The following is a 19,064-nucleotide window of genomic DNA, read 5'->3' as shown; positions in this document are numbered from 1 at the left end:
CTGTTGTTTCGACATAAGCCCTATGTCGGTCCCTTATGTCGGAGGGGCTTTACAGTTGAGTAATTAAGGATAATTGATATCCACAAGGATGTGCAATATCCTTAATAACGAAATTGACCGTGGCGCCATCGTCGGTCAGGCCGACCTGGTCGGTCAAAAACCGCTGGCAGCAGGAGACAAACATGAACTCAAACAACACCGCACCTGTCGAAAGAGCGGGCCCCGACGAGTTGGTTCCATCGCGCTATGCGCAGCGGATCGGCGACATCGAGGTGCTGATCATCAGCGATGGTGTGCTGCCTCTGCCAACCGAGACGATGTCCACCAATGTCGACCCGGCGGTCCGGGCGGCGTGGTTTAAGGACATATTCCTCGGGCCGGATGCGTTCGACTGGGCGCTGAATGTAGTCGTGGTGCGTAGCGGCGGCCGGACCATCCTCGTCGACGCCGGGTTGGGGACGGAATTTCCGGGCTTTCCGCGGGCCGGGCAGTTGGTCCGTCGACTGGAAGCCGCCGGTATCGACCTTGGGTCCGTGACGGACGTGGTGCTTACCCACATGCATATGGACCACGTTGGCGGGTTGCTCGTCGACGGGGTAAAGGACCAGCTACGCCCGGACCTGCAAATCCACGTCGCCGCCGCCGAGGTCAAGTTCTGGGCAGCGCCCGATTTCTCCCACACCGATATGCCCTCGCCGGTGCCGGATGTGCTTCGATCGGCCGCCAAGCGGTTCTTGAACGACTACCGCAGCCATTTGCGCCCGTTCGAGGAAGAACATGAGGTGACGCCGGGCGTGATCGTCCGTCGCACGGGAGGCCACACCCCCGGGCACAGCGTGGTTCGCGTATCATCCGGCGATGAGGGGCTGACGTTTGCCGGCGACATAGTTTTCCCGGTCGGGTTCGACCATCCCGACTGGCACAATGGCTTCGAACACGACCCCGAGGAGGCGGTCCGCGTCCGGATCCGGCTTTTGCGGGAGTTGGCGGCGACTGGTGAACTGCTGGTGGCCACTCATATGCCATTCCCGTCCATAGGCCGGGTGGCGATCGCCGGCGACGCCTTTCGCTGGGTGCCGGCCTTCTGGGACTATTGATCGGCCAGGCCTTTCATCCTGACGACCTATCGACGGGCCGGCCCTCATCAAGAGGGCCGGCTTTCTTCGTAGATTCTGCGGAAGCGCGGAATGGGCCTCCGCACTTTGGAACGGCAATCGGCGATCCGGCTTCCCTGGACGCAAAATCAAAGCGATCTCAAGGCAAAAACAACGCGCTCTGAAGGCGGTCTCAAAGCGCGCCTTCCGGGGTCTGCTGCATAGTCCTCCTGCAACACGACAGACAGCCGCCAAGCAGCGTCTGAAACCACGGAAGCCATCAACCCGACCTTCAACGCAGGAGTATTTGAAATGAGCAGAAAAGCACTCACCGCCGCCGCCATCCTCATCGGCATGGGCACGGCTTTCGCATCCCCCGCCCTGGCCAAGTCGCCAGCCGGCGTCAAGAACATCGTGCTTGTGCACGGCGGCTTCGTCGACGGTTCGGGATGGAAAGGCGTCTACGACATCCTGACCAAGGACGGCTACACCGTCAGCGTCGTCCAGAACCCGACCGTATCCCTCAAGGACGATGCGACTTTCACTCGCCGTGCGATCGATGCCATGGGTGGCAAGGTCGTGCTGGTCGGCCACAGCTATGGCGGTGCCGTTATCAGCGAAGCCGGCACGGACGCCAACGTCGCAGGCCTCGTCTACATCGCGGCCTTCGCTCCCGATAAGGGGCAGTCCATCATCGACATGCTGGCCAACCCCGAAAAGGCTGACCCGGTGCCGCCGATCCTGCCGCCCGTGGACGGCTTCCTGTTCCTCGACAAGGCGAAGTTCCACACCTCTTTTGCCGGCGACGTCAGCAAGCAACTCGCCGGGTTCATGTACGCCTCGCAGGTGCCGTTCGGCCTTGAAGGCGCGGGCGGCAAGGTGAGCGACCCGGCCTGGCGGACAAAGCCTTCCTGGTATCTGTTGACCACCGACGACAAGATGATCCCGCCGCGCGTCCAGAAATTGATGGCGGATCGTGCCAAGTCGCAGGTCACCGAGGTCGCTGCCAGCCACGCGGTCTACGTGTCGCAGCCCAAGGCTGTGGCCAAGATCATCGAGAAGGCGGCAGAAGCCCTCTCGGCTCAATAAGCCAGCGCGGCGGGGGAGGTGCTCCCCCGCCGTCTACACGGGCCGTCTACAAAGGTACGAAGCCGGGATCGTCTCCCTTTATTGCAGCAGAACGATAGCGGCGTCTCCGAGGCCCTTTGGCGGAGTGCCGCTATAGCCGTTCAGGTTGACGCTCGAATCTCCATTGTAAGAGAATTGCCAGGCAACAATCCAACCTAGGTCGGTAGCCAATTTTTTATCGTAGGTCCCTTTCATCTTAAGACGATGCACTGGTGAGTATATCGTCCCATTTATCGAGTAATTCTTGTTTGTCGCAAGCGATATGGTTGGCAATGCGGCCAAGGTCGTGCGCGATCCGAAGATGGCAATGCCAGTATAGACGCCGCTCGTAGGCGCGGAGAGGTCCATGGCGCCGTTCCCGCCTGCTTGTATGATGCTGGATTTGGAATCGACGAATAGGGTGACTTCCTTGCCTGTGATTTTAGCATTGTTGGCGATGCCGACTACCGCATTGTGAAAGTAATGAACGCCTGGGGAGAGCACAACTTTTCCACCAAAGTCGATGCTTCCGCAGAACACCCGCCCGGCCGGAATGGTGACATCCGAGAGCATCTGATTGTTGTAATCGCAACCGATCGGCGGGACCGGTTCCGGTGTGCTGACAAGCGGGTCGGCAAGCGAGGGCTGGTTCGTCTTCGGGGGAACGCTGTATCCGCCGCCTTGGTAACTGCCGACCACCGAGATTTTTGTCGCGGCGATTTTCCCGGCCCCAACGTGTCTCAGTGCTTTGGGGCTGGAAGAATTTACCTGGATGCCACAGTTTGGCACCGACACCTTTCCCAAACCGGCCACACTCAGCGCCCCGGTTGAGTCTGGATCGAGAGCGTAGATGCAGTATTCCGGGGGGGCCTTTCGTGCCTTTGCGGTGACGTGAAGGCTGATCGCCCGAATGCCGGCAAGGTTCATGAACTGCGTCGGCATTGCGGCGGCGATGTCAACGGCTACCTCCCGCGACACGGGAGTGGGCGTTGTAATGTCGACTTCAACCACCGCGCCGACGTCCAAAGAGCCGTTGCCAAGCGCAAGGTTCTTGGCGGCCAGAATGGCTTCTTCGTCTTCGCCCTCGCTCTCTATAGCTGCCAGAGCCGCTGAATCAGCCAGTTCTTGCAGCCTGGATTTGAAGGTTACGGCATTGGTAAGGTCGATGCTCACGCCCAAGACCAAGCACAGCGGTAGCGCCACCAAGGCCGCTGCCACGGCAATATTTCCCCGCCTATCGAGCAGCAGGTCCTTCAGCTTTCGCATTGAGATGCCCTCGCAGATAAGCAGCCTAGATCGAATCGCGTTTACGCTTTACTAAATTAGAATATCCTAACTAAATTCGCGAACGACCGCGGGCTGCGCAACCTTTGTACAAGTGCTCGCGCTGGGCTATCTCGCTCATCATGTCGGGTGGGCACGGTTGCTCGTATCAGGAGCGGGCTGAACGCCGGATGTTCTCGAGCCATCTGCAGCTTGCCAAGCTACAGGACGCAAAATTTCGCTATTTGAGTCCGAATGCGGTCGCTGCCTGATCCGAGCGCAACATGTCACTTGCCGAATGCCCGACGCCCGGCAAGATCACAAGACGCCAGTTAAAGGGCCACCCGTTTGCGGTCGCGACGGCTTGTGCCAAATCGTATGTGTACTGCCCCCGTTCCAGGCGTGTCGCCCCCTGGCGCATAGCGGCCGCGCTTTCGTTCAGCTCGGCATCGCCTGTATCGTCCTCTCCAAGATAGACCGTCAGCGGCAAGGCCAGATACGCTTTCATCTCCTGGGTGGCTTGATCCGGCGTATAGACGCACCCCGAGGAGACGCAGCCGAGCCCATAGGCCACGGCTTCGGCGAGCGAGGGCAGAACATATGAGGATGGATTGGCAACCACCAATCTCTTCGCGTCGGCCAGGGCGAATGCCGCAACACGAGACGTGAATTGGCCGCCGGCGGAGTGCCCGAAAAGGTAGTACTGCGCGTTCGGCAACCCCTCTCGCGACCTGGCCCATTTCACCAGGCCCTTCACGTACCAGACAGTCCATCGATCCCGCGGCTGAATAGCGCCGCTGTTGACGATTCCGCCACGCTGGTAGCTCCAGCTTGGGAACCTTGCCAAGTCAAAAAGCGGCGCCATGACGATCAGGCAATTTCGATCGGCGAGAGACTGCGCATAATCCCTGTAGGAAGACGCCGTTCGGCTCAGCCCATGGAAGACGAACAGGATCGAAGGATTGCTGCAGTTCGAGGGGTGGTAGGTATAGACCGTCAGCGTCGTCCCGTTGATGGTTGCTGTCGTCGTGCCCTTGCCCACCTTCCAGGCAAGCACCGGGCCTGAATAAATCAGGCTGCAGCCCACCACCGCAGCAGCCAACAGACGGATCAGAAATCGCATCGGTCGCTCCCTATGGACGATCCGCATGATGCCATATTCCATTAGAGACTTCTAAACAAATCAAAACCGGCCAGGCGGTAAAGACTTCGTTTCAGTCACAGGGGCTTGGTGCTTGTCGAAGTGATGATCCTCAGCGCGAGGGGATAGACAATTTGAGGCATCTGTCTTGGACAGCGGCTATTGCGCCGCCCAGTCCAGGCGACAAATCTAGCAGCCGATCGATCGTAGCCCGGCCGGCAGCCCCTCCCATTATTTTGGGCTGGTAGTCGAGGCGCGGATCTCTGTTTTGAACGTAGACGGGGTATATGTCCAAATCTATCTTCCGAGCGCCAAAGTAGAAGCAAGGCAAGATAGACTCACCCTTGCTGTTTCCCGATCCAAAGGCGAAATTGCCGACACTGTATAATATCGGCCGATCCTTATAAATTTCGATAGTCTGGAGAATATGCGGATGATGACCGATGACCGCGTCAGCACCCATATCGATAAAATGCTGTGCTTTTACGCGGTCTTGCTCGGCAGGATGGCGCTGGTATGTAATATCGCCCCAGTGCACCATCACGGCGATCCGATCGACCAGCGGCCGTAACCGTGCGAGGTCCCGCTCGACGAGTTCGGGAAGATCCTGGGCGGAGCCTGGGAGGTCGTCGCGAGCCGCCGTTCGGTCGTTCCAGTAATATCCGAGCAGTCCGATACGGATATCCACGCCGTCAAAAATCGCCGGATCGTGGGCCGAGTTCTGGTTCCTGCCGCCACCGTACGCTTTGATATGATGACGCTCCAGCGTGTCCAGCGTCTCGATTACGCCGCCTGGGCCGCAGTCCCGAATGTGATTGTTCGCAATGGTCATGGCCGCGAAGCCGCCACGGCGTAAGACGGGGGCCGATTTGGGGTCGACCTTGTATGAGTATTTCCGAGTGGTCTCCAGCCGCTCGGACGTGGAGGCGAACGGTGCTTCAAGATTGCCGGTTATCAAGGCACAGTGCCTGAAGATCGGCTTGACCCAGGCGAGGGGATAGTCCGGGCCGAACCTGCGGATACGATGGCGCATTCGCATCCCTGTCATGACGTCCCCGACCGCGGCGAGATGGTATGGGGCGCTAGCGGACGATGAGAGGAACAGTTCAAGCTGGTCCGGGTCGATGAGATCGCCATCATCCGGGATTATGACTTCTGAAAACTTTTCACGAATTTTGGCAACGTGGTGCTGCACGTCTTCAGAGCCGCTGAGGCGATGAGCGAGAGGCGGAACCGAGGGCGCAAGCAGCATGTCGGTCGCAGGCGAACTGAAGCCTATGCCGCGCTTCTCGAAGATTTCGCGGATCAGCCTCTCGCAAAGGCCGCCGGACCTCACGCGGTCCGCATGAAGCAGGCACGAGGCAAAGCTGCGTGGGGATGATCTGATCGCCCTGGTTCTGACCCGGGATGGGGCGAATGGGCTGTCGGAAAGTCGCCCAAGCTGCAAAAGGGCACCAACAACCAACTCCATGCAGGCAAATTCATGCCCGCGAAATGCCTTGTGCAGATCCCACATTGCCCCCGCGACGGCTTGTGCGACCAGCGCCTCCTGCGGCTGCATGTCGTCATCGTCAATGCGGGCGTCATTGGCAAGGCTGTCCGCAGGCACAAACTCGGCATCGTGACGAGCATGCCAGCACCACACGTGGGGGCTCGATAGCATGGCGGCAGCCAGGTAAGTGCTCACGGCATATTCAAGGGCGTCCGGCCTGCTGAACGCGGCGCGCGGTGCACGCAACCTGTCTGCCTGCACATCAGCCGTATGACGCACGACGTGAAGCCCGAATGCCTGGTATATCATGCCGGCGTCATGGGATGGGTCGCAGAGATAGGCGCTGCCTGAAATTCGCGGCAGCCACCCTTCCTCGGTGACCCTATGCCCCGGTCCAAAAAGCAGCTCTCCGCAGAGGGGGATTGAAAAATCATCCAGATTTTCCATTCTCGCCGGGTAACGGTATCTGGCCCCTTTGACCGGCACCCACCTGCTGGTGTCTTCGGGACTGCTCGGCCGTTGCTTCTGCCGACGTGCATTGACGATCGCCCTGACTTTCGGCAGAGGACCTACTCCAAGTGAACGAAGCACATCGTTGATGCGCTGGCTCATCAAGGAGACGTGGTAGTAGACGTTGACCTGGCCAAAGCGCGCAGCGGCCTCACGGCTTTCCAACCCGCCGCAAACACCACCGCCAGACGGTCCGAAAGAAAAATTGCCGTCTTCGTCGGGCGACACTTCGCCCATCTGGCCTGTCGGCCAATCCTCTTCCATGCCTGGATGGCTGATAACGTCTACGTAGCGCCCGCGCAGGCCGTACCTTCCGGTGCGCTGGGAGAGATAGGGCAATTCGACCTCGGCCAGATGCACGCGGCCGCCGGTAAAGTCCGAGTCACATGGCTCCCAGACGTAAACAGAGCCAGTCGCCATACTTACTCCCCTGTAGAGGCTACCTCTTCGCCGTCATACCCATGCGCAAAGCAGTAACCGCTGCCCCGAGGATATTCGCGACCGCTTTCCGTCATTCGTGCCTATTGGACCTCGGTCTTGTCTCTCTTCTTCCGCGTCGACCCGTTGAGGACGCTCGACGCGCTGCCGGCGGCAGTCGCCTCGGCAAGCTCCCGCCGTGCATTGTCCAGCACTTCCGCGAGCGATCCCTCCCCGATCAGCTTGAGTTCCTTCGCGATCACATTCGATTTTGTCAGCGGCCATTTGTCCAGGGAGGCTGCGCGCACGAAGCCATAGGACGACGGCATGCGGACCATCAGCCAACCCAGGTTCATCATCTCTTCGGTGAATTCTCTCACAAACTTCGCACCACCAATGCGCCGCCCGGTCAAGCGCTTGAATGTCTTGTAAGACATCCTTACGCGGGTTCGCGGCTCCCCCGCCTTGTTCCTGGTGCGTTGCAACGTCAAGGCAACGAGCGCTGCTGCGTCGCCTTGCGAAACATTCGGTGTCTTAGTTGCTAAAACAGTATCCATGAACGCTACTCCCTTTTACCTCAGCAGAGAAACTCCTGCCTGCTGTTGAATCCCATTCGCGTAAGGCAGATTCGAAGGTGGCGACGCCATCTGGTCGAACCATGCATCCCGTTTTGCCAGATACGAAATTGCCATTGCATGCATGGCAGCCTTGAGTTGCGGTGGTCGCGAGGCAAACTTGGCAGGTTCCATGACGAGATCGCCAGATCCCGATGCCAGCGTCATCTTGGCTCCGGATCCGTCGGTACTCCACCGCATCGATAGAGCCAATCCGCCGCGTTGCAAGTGTCGCTGCAAGTCAGGGCCAAGCCCGGTCTCGGCGCTCGTCAAAATCAATCTTTCAACGGGCAGCGCCGACAACGCCTGGCGGGATACCAAATCTTCATTGTCGACGACAAAATAGCCACGGTTACCGCCGCTCAACACTGCCTTGGCCAGGTTTTCGAGGATCTGGCAATTGTCGGAGTCGGTCGCCGTCACCGACACGGCGTGGCAGGCGCCCAGGCCAAGACCGTGCTCCGAGACTCTTGCTGGAGATGCGGCATAGACCAGCGCTTCCAATGAAGGATCCCTGGCCAGCATTTGCGGTGTTGCCCGCTGACTGAATTCTTGCGGCGCGGTGTTGATGTAGGCGCCTTTCTTCGACAAGAGGCCGATCCTGCGCCCCTCTGCCATGAGCCGGTGCTCGATTGCTTTAGCCACCATGCTGGTATGCCGGTCACCAAGGACGAGCACGGTGGCAACTTCCGATGAAGCCGGATCCTCGTACATATTGGCCAGGATTATCTCGCTCACATCCCTTGCCGTGCCGGCCCGCGGCCAAAGATGAAACTCGATCCCTGGTCGTGCGTTCACCTCGATGACAGTGCACCCGACGTCTTTGTGAGATTGCGCAATGTCGGGCATGATCAGATCCAAGCCGGCAATGCTGAGCCCAATGACCCTGGCGATGCGTTCGCACAGCTTGTGATTGTCCGGATGGACGGAGTTTGTAACGTCGATCGGTATGCCTCCGCGTGCGAGGTGGCCGTTCGGCCGCAGAACCACCTGCTGCCCGGCAATGGGGACCGTTTCCATCGTAAGACGGTGCAAGGACAGGTGTCTAAGCAGGTCGTCGTCGATTTCCAGGCGCGACAGACGCCTGCCGTCCCTGTCGGGTTCCCGATTCAAGTCATCGATCAACTGGCGCAGCGTTTTTTCGCCATCGCCGGTAACCTCGGGCGGGCAACAAAGCACTGCCGCCACGATACGAAAATCGACGATCGTCGCTCGATACTCGGGGCCGGCGATGAACTCTTCCACCAACACGCCATACCGGTCGGACTGAGCCACCTGGCACGCTATGTCGAACGCGGCTTCAACTGCGCGGCGTCCCCGCAGCTTGATTGAAACGCCGCGCCCCTGATTGCCTTGGGCGGGTTTCACCACCACTGATTTACCCAGCTGCTTGGCGGCCGCGACCGCCTCGGATTTGCTGCGAACCGTAAGCTGACGCGGTACGTGCAAGCCGGCCTGCGCCAAGAGCCTGTTGCCCAGCCTCTTGTCCAGGGCCACCTTCGCCGACGCGAACGATGTCGAACCGGATATCGTGGAGAAGAGCTGCTTCTGGTGCTTGCCTTGGCCGAGACGAAGGTGGTTGCGGGCGACAAACTCGAACGGGATGCGATTCCTCTTGGCGGCGGCGACCAGCACTGCGGTCGAATTTGAAAGACGCCGTTTCTTTGCTCTTTTCAGGTTCTGTTCCCGGGCGAGGGAGTATTTCGATGCCGCATCCCCGTCTCGCGCTGCCTCGCCGACCGCTTCAACGACAGCCGCAGCCGCCGCGCGCGACATCTGCGGGTCATCCGACTCCCAGACGATCACGGGATTGCTCTCGGACGGATCGCTCACGAGCGTGGCCACGGCTGGAAACGAATAGAAATTCATCGCGCGGCGAAGCTCAAGATCCGCGGCCAGGATCGCATCCGCTAGATACGAGGGCACCAAGGCGTCCTGCTCACACTCCGGAAACAGTCCGGAAAGCACTGAGCGAGCTTCGGCAGAAAAACTGGATACGCGGGCTGTAGCCAATGGCCCCAAATTCAGCGTTAGTTTAACGGCTGTATTCGCATTATACACGTTTAGGCCGGATAGCGTCTTGAAACCGGCAATCTCAAATGGCGCCAACTCTTCAATCGGGCATACCATAACCATACATTTTGCCCCCTGAACTCAACTCCCCGTCTGTCGTTTGATCGTTCCCCAATCCGATCACTTGCGTGCAACCCTCAGTTATATTATGGTTAGCTAATAATTAACGCAACAAAAAAATGAACAGAGCTCAGGGGTGCGCTGGAAATATAAATAAGTAAAACTTTAATAAAAAAACTAACGTTGGGGTGGGGTGTCATGTCTGTTTGTAGAATTCAGCGCGGGCGCATGAAGAAAGCCAAGCGCGCGTTCGCTACTCGCCGGGTCGCGGCCTCGCATATGCGCACGTTGATCACCGGATCGTTGCAGCCAGTCGCAGGCGATCTCGTCCTGGCTCGCATCGACAAACTCGGCAATCACAGCAGATTGGAACTGATCAACGGGAGAAAGGCGATCATGTTTCCCGGGGATGAGATAATCATCTGCTATGGAAACAGATACGCTCCGGACCAGTTCGAAGCCGTTATAGGTCCCGATCTTGGGCCATGTGACCTGGTGGCGGGAGGAGGCATCGCGGCGTGTGAGCTTTCCAGACATGATCGCATGCTAGCACCAACGAAGATCACCCCTCTCGGACTGATTGGGGACAAATTCGGTCGCCGGTTGAATGTTTGGGATTACAAGGTCAGCTCGGACGACCTTCGCCCCTCTCTGCCGATTGTCCTGTCGCTCGGAACATCGATGAACGCGGGAAAGACATTGACGGCGACATCGTTGGTAAGAGGTTTCAAAAGAGCAGGGCTGAAGGTTGCCGCCCTGAAGATTACCGGAACCGGGTCCGGCGGCGACACCTGGATTGTACGCGATGCAGGCGCTGACATCGTTCTTGATTTCACCGACGCCGGGTTTGCAACCACCTATCTCGCCCCGGTGGAACTGATCGAAAAAGGCGCTTTCCGGCTACTGAACCACGCAGCCGAGAACGGATGCGACGTTGCTGTCATCGAGATTGCCGACGGGCTGCAGCAGAAGGAAACGGCCGAGCTCATTCTGGCGGAATCGTTTCGCAGCATGGCTCTTGGCACGATATTCGCGTCCTACGACGCGATGGGTGCGAAGTATGGAGTGGATACTTTGCGCGCTGCCGGCCACAAGGTGCTGGCCATCAGCGGCAGAATTGGCCGCTCGCCGCTTGGCGTGAGAGAGGCTGAGGAAGCTACCGGGCTGCATTGCTATTCCCCCTGGGATCTGCAGGACGGCGCGCTCACTCCTGTGCTGAGGGCCTGCGCCGCAGAAAAGCTGTCCAATGGACAGAGCAACAACCCGTATCTGCGGCGCATTGCGGCATCGTCGGAGGCCGCCATGCCGGTCGACGTGGATCGAGCCCATTCTCACCAGCTCCGAATTGACTTCTTGGCAAAGGTCGCGCGCGAGTTGATTGTTGCCGAGCTGGGAGAAGTAAATGCCAATGGCAGCCTGGCGACGTGGCCCAGTCCGTTCGGAAGCATTTTGGTCACTCTGCCTGAGCGGCCTTCCCAGGGTGCTGTCCCGACATTCATGTCGGTGCAGGCGCCCGCGGAACTGATAGAGGCAGCAGTGCTGGCAAAAAGCCGGGGTGCCCTCAAGTCGTCGCTCGGCGGCATCGTGCAGGCACTTGGCTGCCCTCCGCTGCCGGCCGCCCGGATGTCCAACCTGCTGAACGAAACTTGGTCGATGTTTGAGGCGGCCGATCACCATGATCGGCCTCTGCAAAACGCGCTCGAGACGCCGCCGTTGGATGCTCATGACGACATTGATGCAGTGATCATGAATTTCTCTGGCCTCTTCAATGAGCATGCCGATAAGTACGCTCCCCTCGGACGTGCGTGAAAGACGGTGTCGCGATGAACACACGAGGCAGGCGTCGGTATAGCGGCCCCCTCAGCGAAATGTGGAGAAAGTCGATACCCGGCCTTGCGGCGCTGGTGGTATTCAGCTTGTTTATCAATGTTTTGCGTTTTGCCGGCCCGCTCTATCTCATACAAATATTCGATCGGGTCATTTCCAGCCGCAGCGTGGAAACCCTTGTTATTCTGACCCTGGCTGCTTTGCTCGCCTTGGTGGCCGGCGTCGCACTGGAAACCATTCGCCGCCGCATGCTTTCGCGCTGGAGTGTATGGATCGAGCACCAGTTGACCAGCCAATCCGTGAAAGCCGGATTGACGTCAGGCGTCGCCAATCCGCCGCTTCTGGCCAGCATCGAGAAAGTCGCGAGCTTTGTTGAGCGCGGGCTATCTGCCTGGCTGGACGTGGTTTGGGCACCGATTTTCCTGGTGTGTGTGTACTTCATCCATCCGGTTCTCTGCCTGATCGCAGTAACAGCCACAGTTTTGCTGATTGGCTTGAGCCTGTTGAAAGAGAATTTCACACGAGAGCCGCGCCAGGCGGAACGTGATGCCGTCAAGCAGGCAAAAGAGGTGCTGGTCTCGGCGGACAGGCATAGAGACGTCGTCAGCGCGTTCGCGATGGCGGACGCGATCGCTGGTCGCTGGGGCAGGAACCGAGTGGACGGCTTTTTGCAACGAGACCGGCTTAACGCCCGAGGATCGAGCCTCGATGCTGCGATCCGGGTGCTGAACCGTAGCCTCTACATTATTCTGCTGGCCTCCGGCATATGGCTCTTCCTGCAAGACCAGGCGTCGCTCGGCGGAATATTGGCAGCCCGACTCATTGCCAATTTTGCCTACAGGATGGTGGACAAGGCGGTTGGAGAGCTCAGAGGCCTCAGGGAAGCGCGGGAAGGATACGCAAAGATCAAGGCGGACCTGGCCAAGCCGTCGGACGAGGACCCGTCGTTGCTGCCTGGAACTCCGCGCGGCACGTTGATTCTTGATGAAGTTGCGTTCAGGCACGCGGGATCGCGAGAAGACGTATTCAGGAGACTGTCGCTTTCGCTGGCGCCAGGCGAGTTGCTATTGGTCATCGGGCGCGCAGCCACCGGCAAGACAACGTTCTCCCGCCTCCTGATAGGCCTGCTGAAGCCACGAACCGGACAGATCCGCCTGGGAGACATGAACGTCACCCGGCTTCCGGATTATATCAGAGCCGAGGCCATTGGTTATTTGCCTCAGCAGGTCGAACTGTTCGAAGGAACCGTCGCGCAGAATATCGCCCGGTTTCAACAAAGCTCCATCGACGATGTGGTTTCCGCGGCAAAAATAGCCGGAATCCACCAGGTTATCCTTCGCTTGGCCCAGGGCTATGACACAGTGCTTGACGACACGGTCGGACTGTCCGGCAGCGAACGGAAACGAATTGCGCTTGCAAGGGCGCTGTTTCGCGCACCGAGACTTATCGTTCTGGACGAGCCCTTCGCCAATTTTGACAGCTCATCGAGAAGGGCGCTTGAAGCGGCCGTGAAAGTCATGAAGGGGTCTGGATGCTCGGTAATCATTACCATGTCGGGACAAACCAACCGTCTTGCCGGATTGGTCGACCGGACGCTGATCCTGGGCGGCAGAACGCCTGAGCTCTCCGATCCCACGGAACGCCCGGTTCGTCCCGCAAAAACTGAGTTGCGGAGCGTAAAGTGACAGTGCCGCTCGCCGTTGGCGCCAAACAACCCGGAGACGATCCTGCGCCGTTCGGCAAGAGCTTCATTGTTCTCGGTTTCGCGATAATCGCTATTTTTTCGACCCTGACCGGCATGTGGCTTGTCGCTGCTCCGATCCAGGGCGCCGTTCTGGCCAACGGGTTGGTGGAGGCAGCCTCGAACGTAAAGACGGTGCAGCATCTCGAGGGCGGGATCGTATCCGAGATATTGATTCAGGAGGGCGATCGCGTGTCGCCAAATCAGGTCCTGGTACGGCTGCAGAGCACGGCTTCGACGGCCGCTGCGAACGAAATCAAGGCGCAATGGTACGAGGCGAAAGCCACCGAGGCACGGTTGATCGCCGAGAGGGACGGCAAGGACTCAATCGAAACTCCGCCAGACTTGAAGGAGCCCGGTGCGGCCGAGGCTGTTTCCGGCCAGGAGAGTATCTTTCGAACGCGTCAGACCCTGCTTCGCGAGAGACTTTCCCTGCTGCAGCAAACGACCGGGAGCCTGCAAAAGGAGATAGAAGGCTATGAGGGGCAGGTGGCTGCGGCCACTCGGAAGCTGGAGTTGATCGAGGAACAGCTGGGCGATGTTCGCGCCCTGTATAAAAAGAAGTTGGTGGTAAGGACGCGCCTGACAGATTTGGAGACTGAAAAGGCGGATGTGGGAGGCGATCTCAGCGGCTATATCGCGTCAATTGGCGTTGCCAGGCAAAAAATGGAGGAGACGAAATTCAAGGTTGCTGAACTTAGCGCGTCCACGGCGGCCGACATTGTCGCTGAGCTTGGGGTGGTACGCGCCAAGATATATGAATCCGCTCAACGAATAGCCGCCGCCGATGACGTAAGGACACGAACCGAGATTCGCGCCCCCATCGGAGGCACCATAGTGGGGCTCAAGATTCACACCGTTGGCGGGGTGATAGCAGCGGGCGATCCACTGATGGATATCGTGCCCCTTGGGGACAACTTCGTCGTGATTGCCAACGTCGACCCGCTCGACGTCGACCAGGTGAAAGTGGGGCTGCACGCGACCATCTGGCTCAGCGCGGTGGGCAGGCGCTATCAGCAGCCCATGAACGGTGATGTTCGCACCCTTTCAGCAGACCGGCTGGTGGATTCACGGACCGGTAAGGCATTTTATGCGGCTCGCATCGTCCTGACACCTCAGTCCTTAAAGGCAACGCCGGTAGCGTTGCAGGCTGGAATGAGCACGCAGGTCATGATCGAGACCGGAGCGAGGTCGGCATGGGAATATCTCAGCGCTCCTGTCTACGCCGCCATGGGACGAGCTCTTCGCGAATAGACCGAACGTCTCGTCCGCGGGCGGCTTCGTCAGGCTGGCAACGCCGGTGCGCGACCGGCGCCGCTCCGCGGTCAATCCGTCCAGTTGGCGAGCAGCGTGGTGGTGCTGGCAAGGGCGATCTGCTGCGGCATCCGCGGCAACAAAAGGTCTATGGTCGCCTTGTGGGATTCCACCGACCCGCTGGTCACGGCATCCTTCACAACGATGATCCTGTATCCTCTGTCGATGGCGTCGAAGACCGTCGCGAGCACGCAGACATCCGTCTCCACGCCGGTGATGACCAGCGTATCGACATTGCGGGCGGCGAGCCGGTCCGCCAGCCCACTGACGCCGAACATTGAATAGGTCGGCTTGTCCAGGGTCTCTGCCTGGCGCGCCAGCGCGGCAAGGGGTTCGATCACCTCGACCAGGCCGGGGTCGCTCGACGATACCTGCACTATTCCCGACCAGTGTTGGTAGTAGCTCCGCCAATTGCCTTCGGCCGCGTCGGGCGTTTCAGGCACGGTGAAGCGCGCGAAGATCGTTCGGTCGGGCTTGGCCTCGATGATCCTGGCGATGTTGGGCACGATGTCGGCCAGCGTCGGCGTATGCCATTCCGTTTGTTCAGCAAACAGGCGCTGCATGTCGATGCACAGATGAACGGCATTGGGGCCGATGCGTAAGGTTTCGCTCATGCCGCCGCGTCCAGCGGAACAGTGTGCAAAGGCGACCATGTCAGTTCCACAACGTCGCCAACCGAATGCGGCCTGGCATCGCTGTTCTGGGCGAAGATCTTGAAGCTGAGCCCGTCGAAGGCCGCCTCGTAGGTCAGCGCCGTCCCCGCATAGACCGACGACGATATCGTGGCGCTGACGCGGTTGCTGCGGTCGGTGTCTTTGCCACCACGTGCCGCGTCCCTGATGACAATCTTTTCCGGCCGCACCGCGACGGTCGCTTCGCTTCCCGTGGCAGGCAGCGGTGCGTCGACGGCCACGGTCGATCCGTTGGCAAGCCTGATGCCGCCTGCAACGACCGTGCCGGTGAGGAAATTCGTGTCGCCGAGAAATTCCGCCGCGAAGCGGGTCTTCGGCCGCTCGTAGACCTCCGTGGGAGCGCCGATCTGCACGATGCGGCCGCGGTCCAGGATCGCCACCTTGTCCGACAGTGTCAGCGCCTCTTCCTGATCGTGGGTGACGAAGATGGTGGTCAGGCCGCTTTCCTTCTGGATGCGGATCAGTTCCACCTGCATCTCCTGGCGCAACCGGCGGTCAAGCGCGGAAAGCGGCTCGTCGAGCAGAAGCACGCTCGGCTTGGTGACGATCGCCCTGGCCAGCGCGACACGCTGCTGCTGGCCGCCGGACAATTGCTTGGGTTTACGGTCGCCGAAGCCGGGCAGGCGCACAAGCTCGAGTGCGCGCTCGACCTGCTTGCGCGACTCCTCGCCCTTGATGCCGCGGCGCGCGAGCCCGAACGCGACGTTTTCGTTCACCGTCATATGCGGAAACAGCGCGTAGGACTGGAACACCATGCCGATGTTGCGCGCCCAGACCGGCGTGCGCGTAACATCGTTTCCGCCGATCGCGACATTGCCCTGATCCGGGATGATGAACCCGGCAATGATACGCAGCAGCGTGGTTTTCCCTGACCCGGACGGTCCGAGCAGGCTGGTGAAGGACCCTTGCGTGAAGTCCGTGGAAATATCCGTGAGGACGGGGACCGAGCCGTAATTCTTGGCGATCGAACGAACTTCAACGTTTGTCACTGACGCCTCCCGGCTTTGCGAACAGGGCGAAGATCACGATGACCGCCATCGAGCCGACCAAAAGGATGGTCGAGATGGCGTTGATCTCCGGGGTGAAACCCTTGCGAATTGCCGAATAGATCTGCACCGGCAGGGTCGAGAATCCGGGCGTGGCAAGGAAGTACGAGATGACGAACTGATCGAGCGAGACGGCGAAGGCAAACAGCGCAGCGCCCAGGATGCTCGGATAGAGCAGCGGCAAGGTGATCGAGAAGAAGGCATGTACCGGTGTCGAGCCGAGGCTCATCGCCGCCTCCTCGAGATCTGCGCGCACGGTCTGGAAACCCGTGCCGACGACCAGCACCACATAGGGGATGGCAAGCGCGACATGGCCGATCAGCAGTGCATGCAGGCCGCGGCCGATGCCGCTGTAGAAGAAGAACACCAGCATCGCCGTGCCGGTGATCAGCCAGGGAATGGCGATCGGCGGCAAGAGCATCAGCTGAAGCAGCGTCTTGCCGCGAAAGGTCCTCCGCGACAGCGCGACGGAAGCCATGGTGCCGAGCACCGTGGCGATGATCGACGTGGCGACCGCGATCCAGAGGCTGTTGATGCCGGAATTGACGAGCGGAGCGTTGCCGGCAAGCGCTTCATACCAGCGGGTCGAGAAGCTGAACGGCAGTTCGTAGAGCGGGGATTCGTTGAACCCCATCGCCATCATCACCAGGATCGGCAGATAGAGGAAGGCGAGGATGGCGGCGATGTAGAAGCGGGCGGCGATCTTCATCTTCGCATCCTCACAAGGCCGTGCCGCGGCGCAGCACGCCGGAGAAGGTGGCGAAGATGCCAAGCACGACCGCAAGCATGGTGAAGGACAGCGCGGCGCCGAGCGGCCAGTTGAAGGCTTGCGTGAACTGGTCCTCGATCACCGTGCCCATGGTCACGCCGACGCGGCCACCGAGGATTCTCGGTTCCATGAACGAGCCGATTACCGGTACGAAGATCAGGACCGATCCGGAGATCAGGCCAGGCGCGGCCATAGGCAGCAGGATCTTCCAAAGGATGGTCCACCAGCGGGCGCCAAGGCTGCTGGCGGCCTCAATGATGGTGTTGTCGATCGTGACCAGCGCGATGTAGCAGGTCAGGATCATGTAGGGCAGATAGCCATGCACCAGGCCGACCACGACAGCCTGCCGCGTGTAGAGGAATCCGACCGACCCCGCGCCGGGCCAGACCGAATGGATAGCATAGTCGAGAAAGCCGCCTTCGCGCAGCACCATGGTCCAGGAAAACACGCGCACCAGACCGTTCGTCCAGAACGGCAGCAGCACCAGGATCAGCAGTGTCTCGCGCACCTTGCCCTCGGTGGCGCGCACCAGCGCCAGGGCGGCAAAGAAGCCCAGCACCGCGCAGAAAAACGTCGTCCAGAAGCCCATCAGCAGGGATTGCCAGGCGACGCCGAGCAGATAGGGTTGATCGACAAAGGCCCGGTATTGCTTGAACGTGAAGACGATCGGGGCCTTGCCCATCGGCGTCGCGGTCAGGAAACTGAACGCGAACATGGTGCAGAGCGGCAGGAACACCGCAAGCGTCAGCCAGCCATAGGTCGGCACCAGCAACGCAGCCGTCGACGCCCATGGCGGCAACGGCTTGCGCGAGCCGCCAGGCTCGCGCAGTTGGGTGGAACTGGCAGGATCAAGCGGCATAGAATGCCTTGACCTCTTGCCAGAGATTGTTGAACGCCTCGCGCTGTTCGTCGGTGAGGGCGGCCTGGATTGTCGACGTCTTGAGGTACTTGGGATCGTGGATCAAGCGGGTCAGGTCGTCGGCAGGCAGCTTGTCCATGGCAGTGGTGTTCGCCGAAGCCGGAGCACCCACCTTGGTCGCCCATTCCACATAGAACTCAGGGTCGATCATGTAGTTGATGAAGGCCAGGGCCGCATCCGGATTTGCGCTGCCGGACACGACGTTCAGCGTATCCATCCAGACCAGCGCGCCTTCCTTCGGAACCACGAACTGGACGGGAAGCTTGGAGATGCGCTTCGACCGCGCCGAGGACCCTGACCAGTAGACGGACAGGTCGAACTCCTTGGCGGCGAACGATTTGTTCCACTGATCTTCGCTCGACCACATCAATTTGACGTTGGGTTTGAAGCTCTTGAGCTTGTCGGTAATGGCGGCCAGATCGGTCGGCTTGTTCATGTCCTGGCCGGTTAGCAGCGCGACAAGCGCCACCATGGTCACGGCATCGTCGGACAGCGCCACGCGCCCGACATTGGCCGGGTCGCCCAATGCCGCGTAGCTGTCCGGGATGGTTCCGCCCTCACGGGCAGCCATGGCCGTCATGCCCCAGACCCACGGAACGCCGTAGCCTGTGCCGTTGATGTTGCGGTTCGCGCTGTTGACCAGATCCGGTGACAGCCCGGCGCTGTTCGGCACCTTGCTGAAGTCGGCCGCAACGACCAGACTGTCGGCAACGGCTTGCGACACGCGGGCGCTGTTGATCAGCACAACGTCGTAGACGCCGGGGTTGGTCCTCAGCTTGGTCAGCATTTCCGGTTCCGAGCTGAAATAGTCGTGCACCACCTGGATTCCGGTCTTTTCGGTGAAGGCCTTCACCGCCCAGGCCTCGTCGGTGCCGTAGCCCTGCCAGTTGAGAACCGTTATGCTGGTCGCGGCCCGTGCCAGCCTCGGCCCAGCCAAACCGGCCGCTGCGGCAGCGCCCATGATCGTCAGAAAACTGCGTCGTGT

General features: G+C 60.0%; 15 protein-coding genes. 5 read left to right on the top strand and 10 right to left on the bottom strand.

Going from position 1 to position 19,064, the window contains the following annotated elements; translation table 11 throughout:
- Nucleotides 1-182: 182 nt before the first annotated feature.
- Together AC1DYJ_RS29230 and AC1DYJ_RS29225 are read left to right on the top strand one after the other, a co-directional pair.
- Nucleotides 183-1,097, top strand: a complete 915-nt coding sequence (locus AC1DYJ_RS29230; protein ID WP_029869294.1) for an MBL fold metallo-hydrolase — start codon at nucleotides 183-185, stop codon at nucleotides 1,095-1,097.
- Nucleotides 1,098-1,448: 351 nt separating this feature from the next.
- Nucleotides 1,449-2,183, top strand: coding sequence for an alpha/beta hydrolase (locus AC1DYJ_RS29225; protein WP_477287496.1), 735 nt, complete (start codon nucleotides 1,449-1,451; stop codon nucleotides 2,181-2,183).
- Nucleotides 2,184-2,261: 78 nt separating this feature from the next.
- On the opposite strand, the gene AC1DYJ_RS29220 is transcribed toward AC1DYJ_RS29225, so the two are convergent.
- The 5 genes from AC1DYJ_RS29220 to AC1DYJ_RS29200 all read right to left on the bottom strand — a co-directional run bounded on the left by AC1DYJ_RS29220 (nucleotide 2,262) and on the right by AC1DYJ_RS29200 (nucleotide 9,774).
- Complete coding sequence (locus tag AC1DYJ_RS29220) at nucleotides 2,262-3,467, bottom strand: pilus assembly protein TadG-related protein (RefSeq protein WP_025583765.1); 1,206 nt, start codon at nucleotides 3,465-3,467, stop codon at nucleotides 2,262-2,264.
- Between the two features lie 238 nt (nucleotides 3,468-3,705).
- Nucleotides 3,706-4,587 (bottom strand): alpha/beta hydrolase, encoded by an 882-nt coding sequence (locus AC1DYJ_RS29215; RefSeq protein WP_477287483.1) that lies wholly within the window; start codon nucleotides 4,585-4,587, stop codon nucleotides 3,706-3,708.
- A gap of 130 nt (nucleotides 4,588-4,717) precedes the next feature.
- Nucleotides 4,718-7,027, bottom strand: coding sequence for a CapA family protein (locus tag AC1DYJ_RS29210; protein WP_025583804.1), 2,310 nt, complete (start codon nucleotides 7,025-7,027; stop codon nucleotides 4,718-4,720).
- Nucleotides 7,028-7,128: 101 nt separating this feature from the next.
- Nucleotides 7,129-7,581, bottom strand: a complete 453-nt coding sequence (locus AC1DYJ_RS29205) for a hypothetical protein (protein WP_477287481.1) — start codon at nucleotides 7,579-7,581, stop codon at nucleotides 7,129-7,131.
- A 15-nt stretch (nucleotides 7,582-7,596) separates the two neighbouring features.
- Complete coding sequence (locus tag AC1DYJ_RS29200) at nucleotides 7,597-9,774, bottom strand: ATP-grasp domain-containing protein (protein ID WP_477287479.1); 2,178 nt, start codon at nucleotides 9,772-9,774, stop codon at nucleotides 7,597-7,599.
- Nucleotides 9,775-9,999: 225 nt separating this feature from the next.
- Between AC1DYJ_RS29200 and AC1DYJ_RS29195 the strand changes: the two genes are divergently transcribed.
- From AC1DYJ_RS29195 to AC1DYJ_RS29185, 3 genes are read left to right on the top strand one after another with little or no spacing between them, the layout of a single operon-like run.
- Nucleotides 10,000-11,580 carry a hypothetical protein gene (locus AC1DYJ_RS29195; protein WP_477287477.1) on the top strand — a complete coding sequence of 527 codons (1,581 nt, stop codon included), beginning with the start codon at nucleotides 10,000-10,002 and terminating at the stop codon, nucleotides 11,578-11,580.
- The gene (locus AC1DYJ_RS29190; RefSeq protein WP_477287475.1) at nucleotides 11,577-13,283 is read left to right on the top strand and encodes a type I secretion system permease/ATPase; all 1,707 of its coding nucleotides are present in this window, start codon (nucleotides 11,577-11,579) and stop codon (nucleotides 13,281-13,283) included. Before AC1DYJ_RS29195 ends, AC1DYJ_RS29190 begins: the two co-directional genes overlap by 4 nt.
- Nucleotides 13,280-14,593 (top strand): HlyD family type I secretion periplasmic adaptor subunit, encoded by a 1,314-nt coding sequence (locus tag AC1DYJ_RS29185; protein ID WP_477287473.1) that lies wholly within the window; start codon nucleotides 13,280-13,282, stop codon nucleotides 14,591-14,593. Before AC1DYJ_RS29190 ends, AC1DYJ_RS29185 begins: the two co-directional genes overlap by 4 nt.
- A 71-nt stretch (nucleotides 14,594-14,664) precedes the next feature.
- On the opposite strand, the gene AC1DYJ_RS29180 is transcribed toward AC1DYJ_RS29185, so the two are convergent.
- From AC1DYJ_RS29180 to AC1DYJ_RS29160, 5 genes are read right to left on the bottom strand one after another with little or no spacing between them, the layout of a single operon-like run.
- The gene (locus tag AC1DYJ_RS29180) at nucleotides 14,665-15,267 is read right to left on the bottom strand and encodes a cysteine hydrolase family protein (protein ID WP_477287471.1); all 603 of its coding nucleotides are present in this window, start codon (nucleotides 15,265-15,267) and stop codon (nucleotides 14,665-14,667) included.
- Nucleotides 15,264-16,334 carry an ABC transporter ATP-binding protein gene (locus AC1DYJ_RS29175; RefSeq protein WP_477287469.1) on the bottom strand — a complete coding sequence of 357 codons (1,071 nt, stop codon included), beginning with the start codon at nucleotides 16,332-16,334 and terminating at the stop codon, nucleotides 15,264-15,266. Before AC1DYJ_RS29175 ends, AC1DYJ_RS29180 begins: the two co-directional genes overlap by 4 nt.
- Nucleotides 16,321-17,100 (bottom strand): ABC transporter permease, encoded by a 780-nt coding sequence (locus AC1DYJ_RS29170; RefSeq protein ID WP_477287467.1) that lies wholly within the window; start codon nucleotides 17,098-17,100, stop codon nucleotides 16,321-16,323. The genes AC1DYJ_RS29175 and AC1DYJ_RS29170 overlap by 14 nt, the downstream gene beginning before the upstream one ends.
- 10 nt (nucleotides 17,101-17,110) lie before the next feature.
- A complete protein-coding gene (locus AC1DYJ_RS29165) occupies nucleotides 17,111-18,019 on the bottom strand; it encodes an ABC transporter permease (protein ID WP_477287465.1) in 909 nt (302 codons plus the stop codon).
- Nucleotides 18,009-19,040: an ABC transporter substrate-binding protein gene (locus AC1DYJ_RS29160; RefSeq protein WP_477287494.1), complete on the bottom strand. Its 1,032-nt coding sequence runs from the start codon at nucleotides 19,038-19,040 to the stop codon at nucleotides 18,009-18,011. The genes AC1DYJ_RS29165 and AC1DYJ_RS29160 overlap by 11 nt, the downstream gene beginning before the upstream one ends.
- Nucleotides 19,041-19,064 lie beyond the last annotated feature (24 nt).

Source organism: Mesorhizobium sp. P2_B11, from assembly GCF_056404855.1.
The sequence above is the reverse complement of the archived record's forward strand: the minus strand, read 5'-3'. Positions and strand labels throughout refer to the sequence as shown.

What these genes read in the sequence shown, in the direction of transcription:
- AC1DYJ_RS29230 (WP_029869294.1), top strand. Translation starts at nt 183, where the DNA reads ATGAACTCAAACAACACCGCACCTGTCGAAAGAGCGGGCCCCGACGAG.
- AC1DYJ_RS29225 (WP_477287496.1), top strand. Translation starts at nt 1,449, where the DNA reads ATGGGCACGGCTTTCGCATCCCCCGCCCTGGCCAAGTCGCCAGCCGGC.
- AC1DYJ_RS29220 (WP_025583765.1), bottom strand. Translation starts at nt 3,467, where the DNA reads ATGCGAAAGCTGAAGGACCTGCTGCTCGATAGGCGGGGAAATATTGCC.
- AC1DYJ_RS29215 (WP_477287483.1), bottom strand. Translation starts at nt 4,587, where the DNA reads ATGCGATTTCTGATCCGTCTGTTGGCTGCTGCGGTGGTGGGCTGCAGC.
- AC1DYJ_RS29210 (WP_025583804.1), bottom strand. Translation starts at nt 7,027, where the DNA reads ATGGCGACTGGCTCTGTTTACGTCTGGGAGCCATGTGACTCGGACTTT.
- AC1DYJ_RS29205 (WP_477287481.1), bottom strand. Translation starts at nt 7,581, where the DNA reads ATGGATACTGTTTTAGCAACTAAGACACCGAATGTTTCGCAAGGCGAC.
- AC1DYJ_RS29200 (WP_477287479.1), bottom strand. Translation starts at nt 9,774, where the DNA reads ATGGTTATGGTATGCCCGATTGAAGAGTTGGCGCCATTTGAGATTGCC.
- AC1DYJ_RS29195 (WP_477287477.1), top strand. Translation starts at nt 10,000, where the DNA reads ATGAAGAAAGCCAAGCGCGCGTTCGCTACTCGCCGGGTCGCGGCCTCG.
- AC1DYJ_RS29180 (WP_477287471.1), bottom strand. Translation starts at nt 15,267, where the DNA reads ATGAGCGAAACCTTACGCATCGGCCCCAATGCCGTTCATCTGTGCATC.
- AC1DYJ_RS29170 (WP_477287467.1), bottom strand. Translation starts at nt 17,100, where the DNA reads ATGAAGATCGCCGCCCGCTTCTACATCGCCGCCATCCTCGCCTTCCTC.
- AC1DYJ_RS29165 (WP_477287465.1), bottom strand. Translation starts at nt 18,019, where the DNA reads ATGCCGCTTGATCCTGCCAGTTCCACCCAACTGCGCGAGCCTGGCGGC.
- AC1DYJ_RS29160 (WP_477287494.1), bottom strand. Translation starts at nt 19,040, where the DNA reads ATGGGCGCTGCCGCAGCGGCCGGTTTGGCTGGGCCGAGGCTGGCACGG.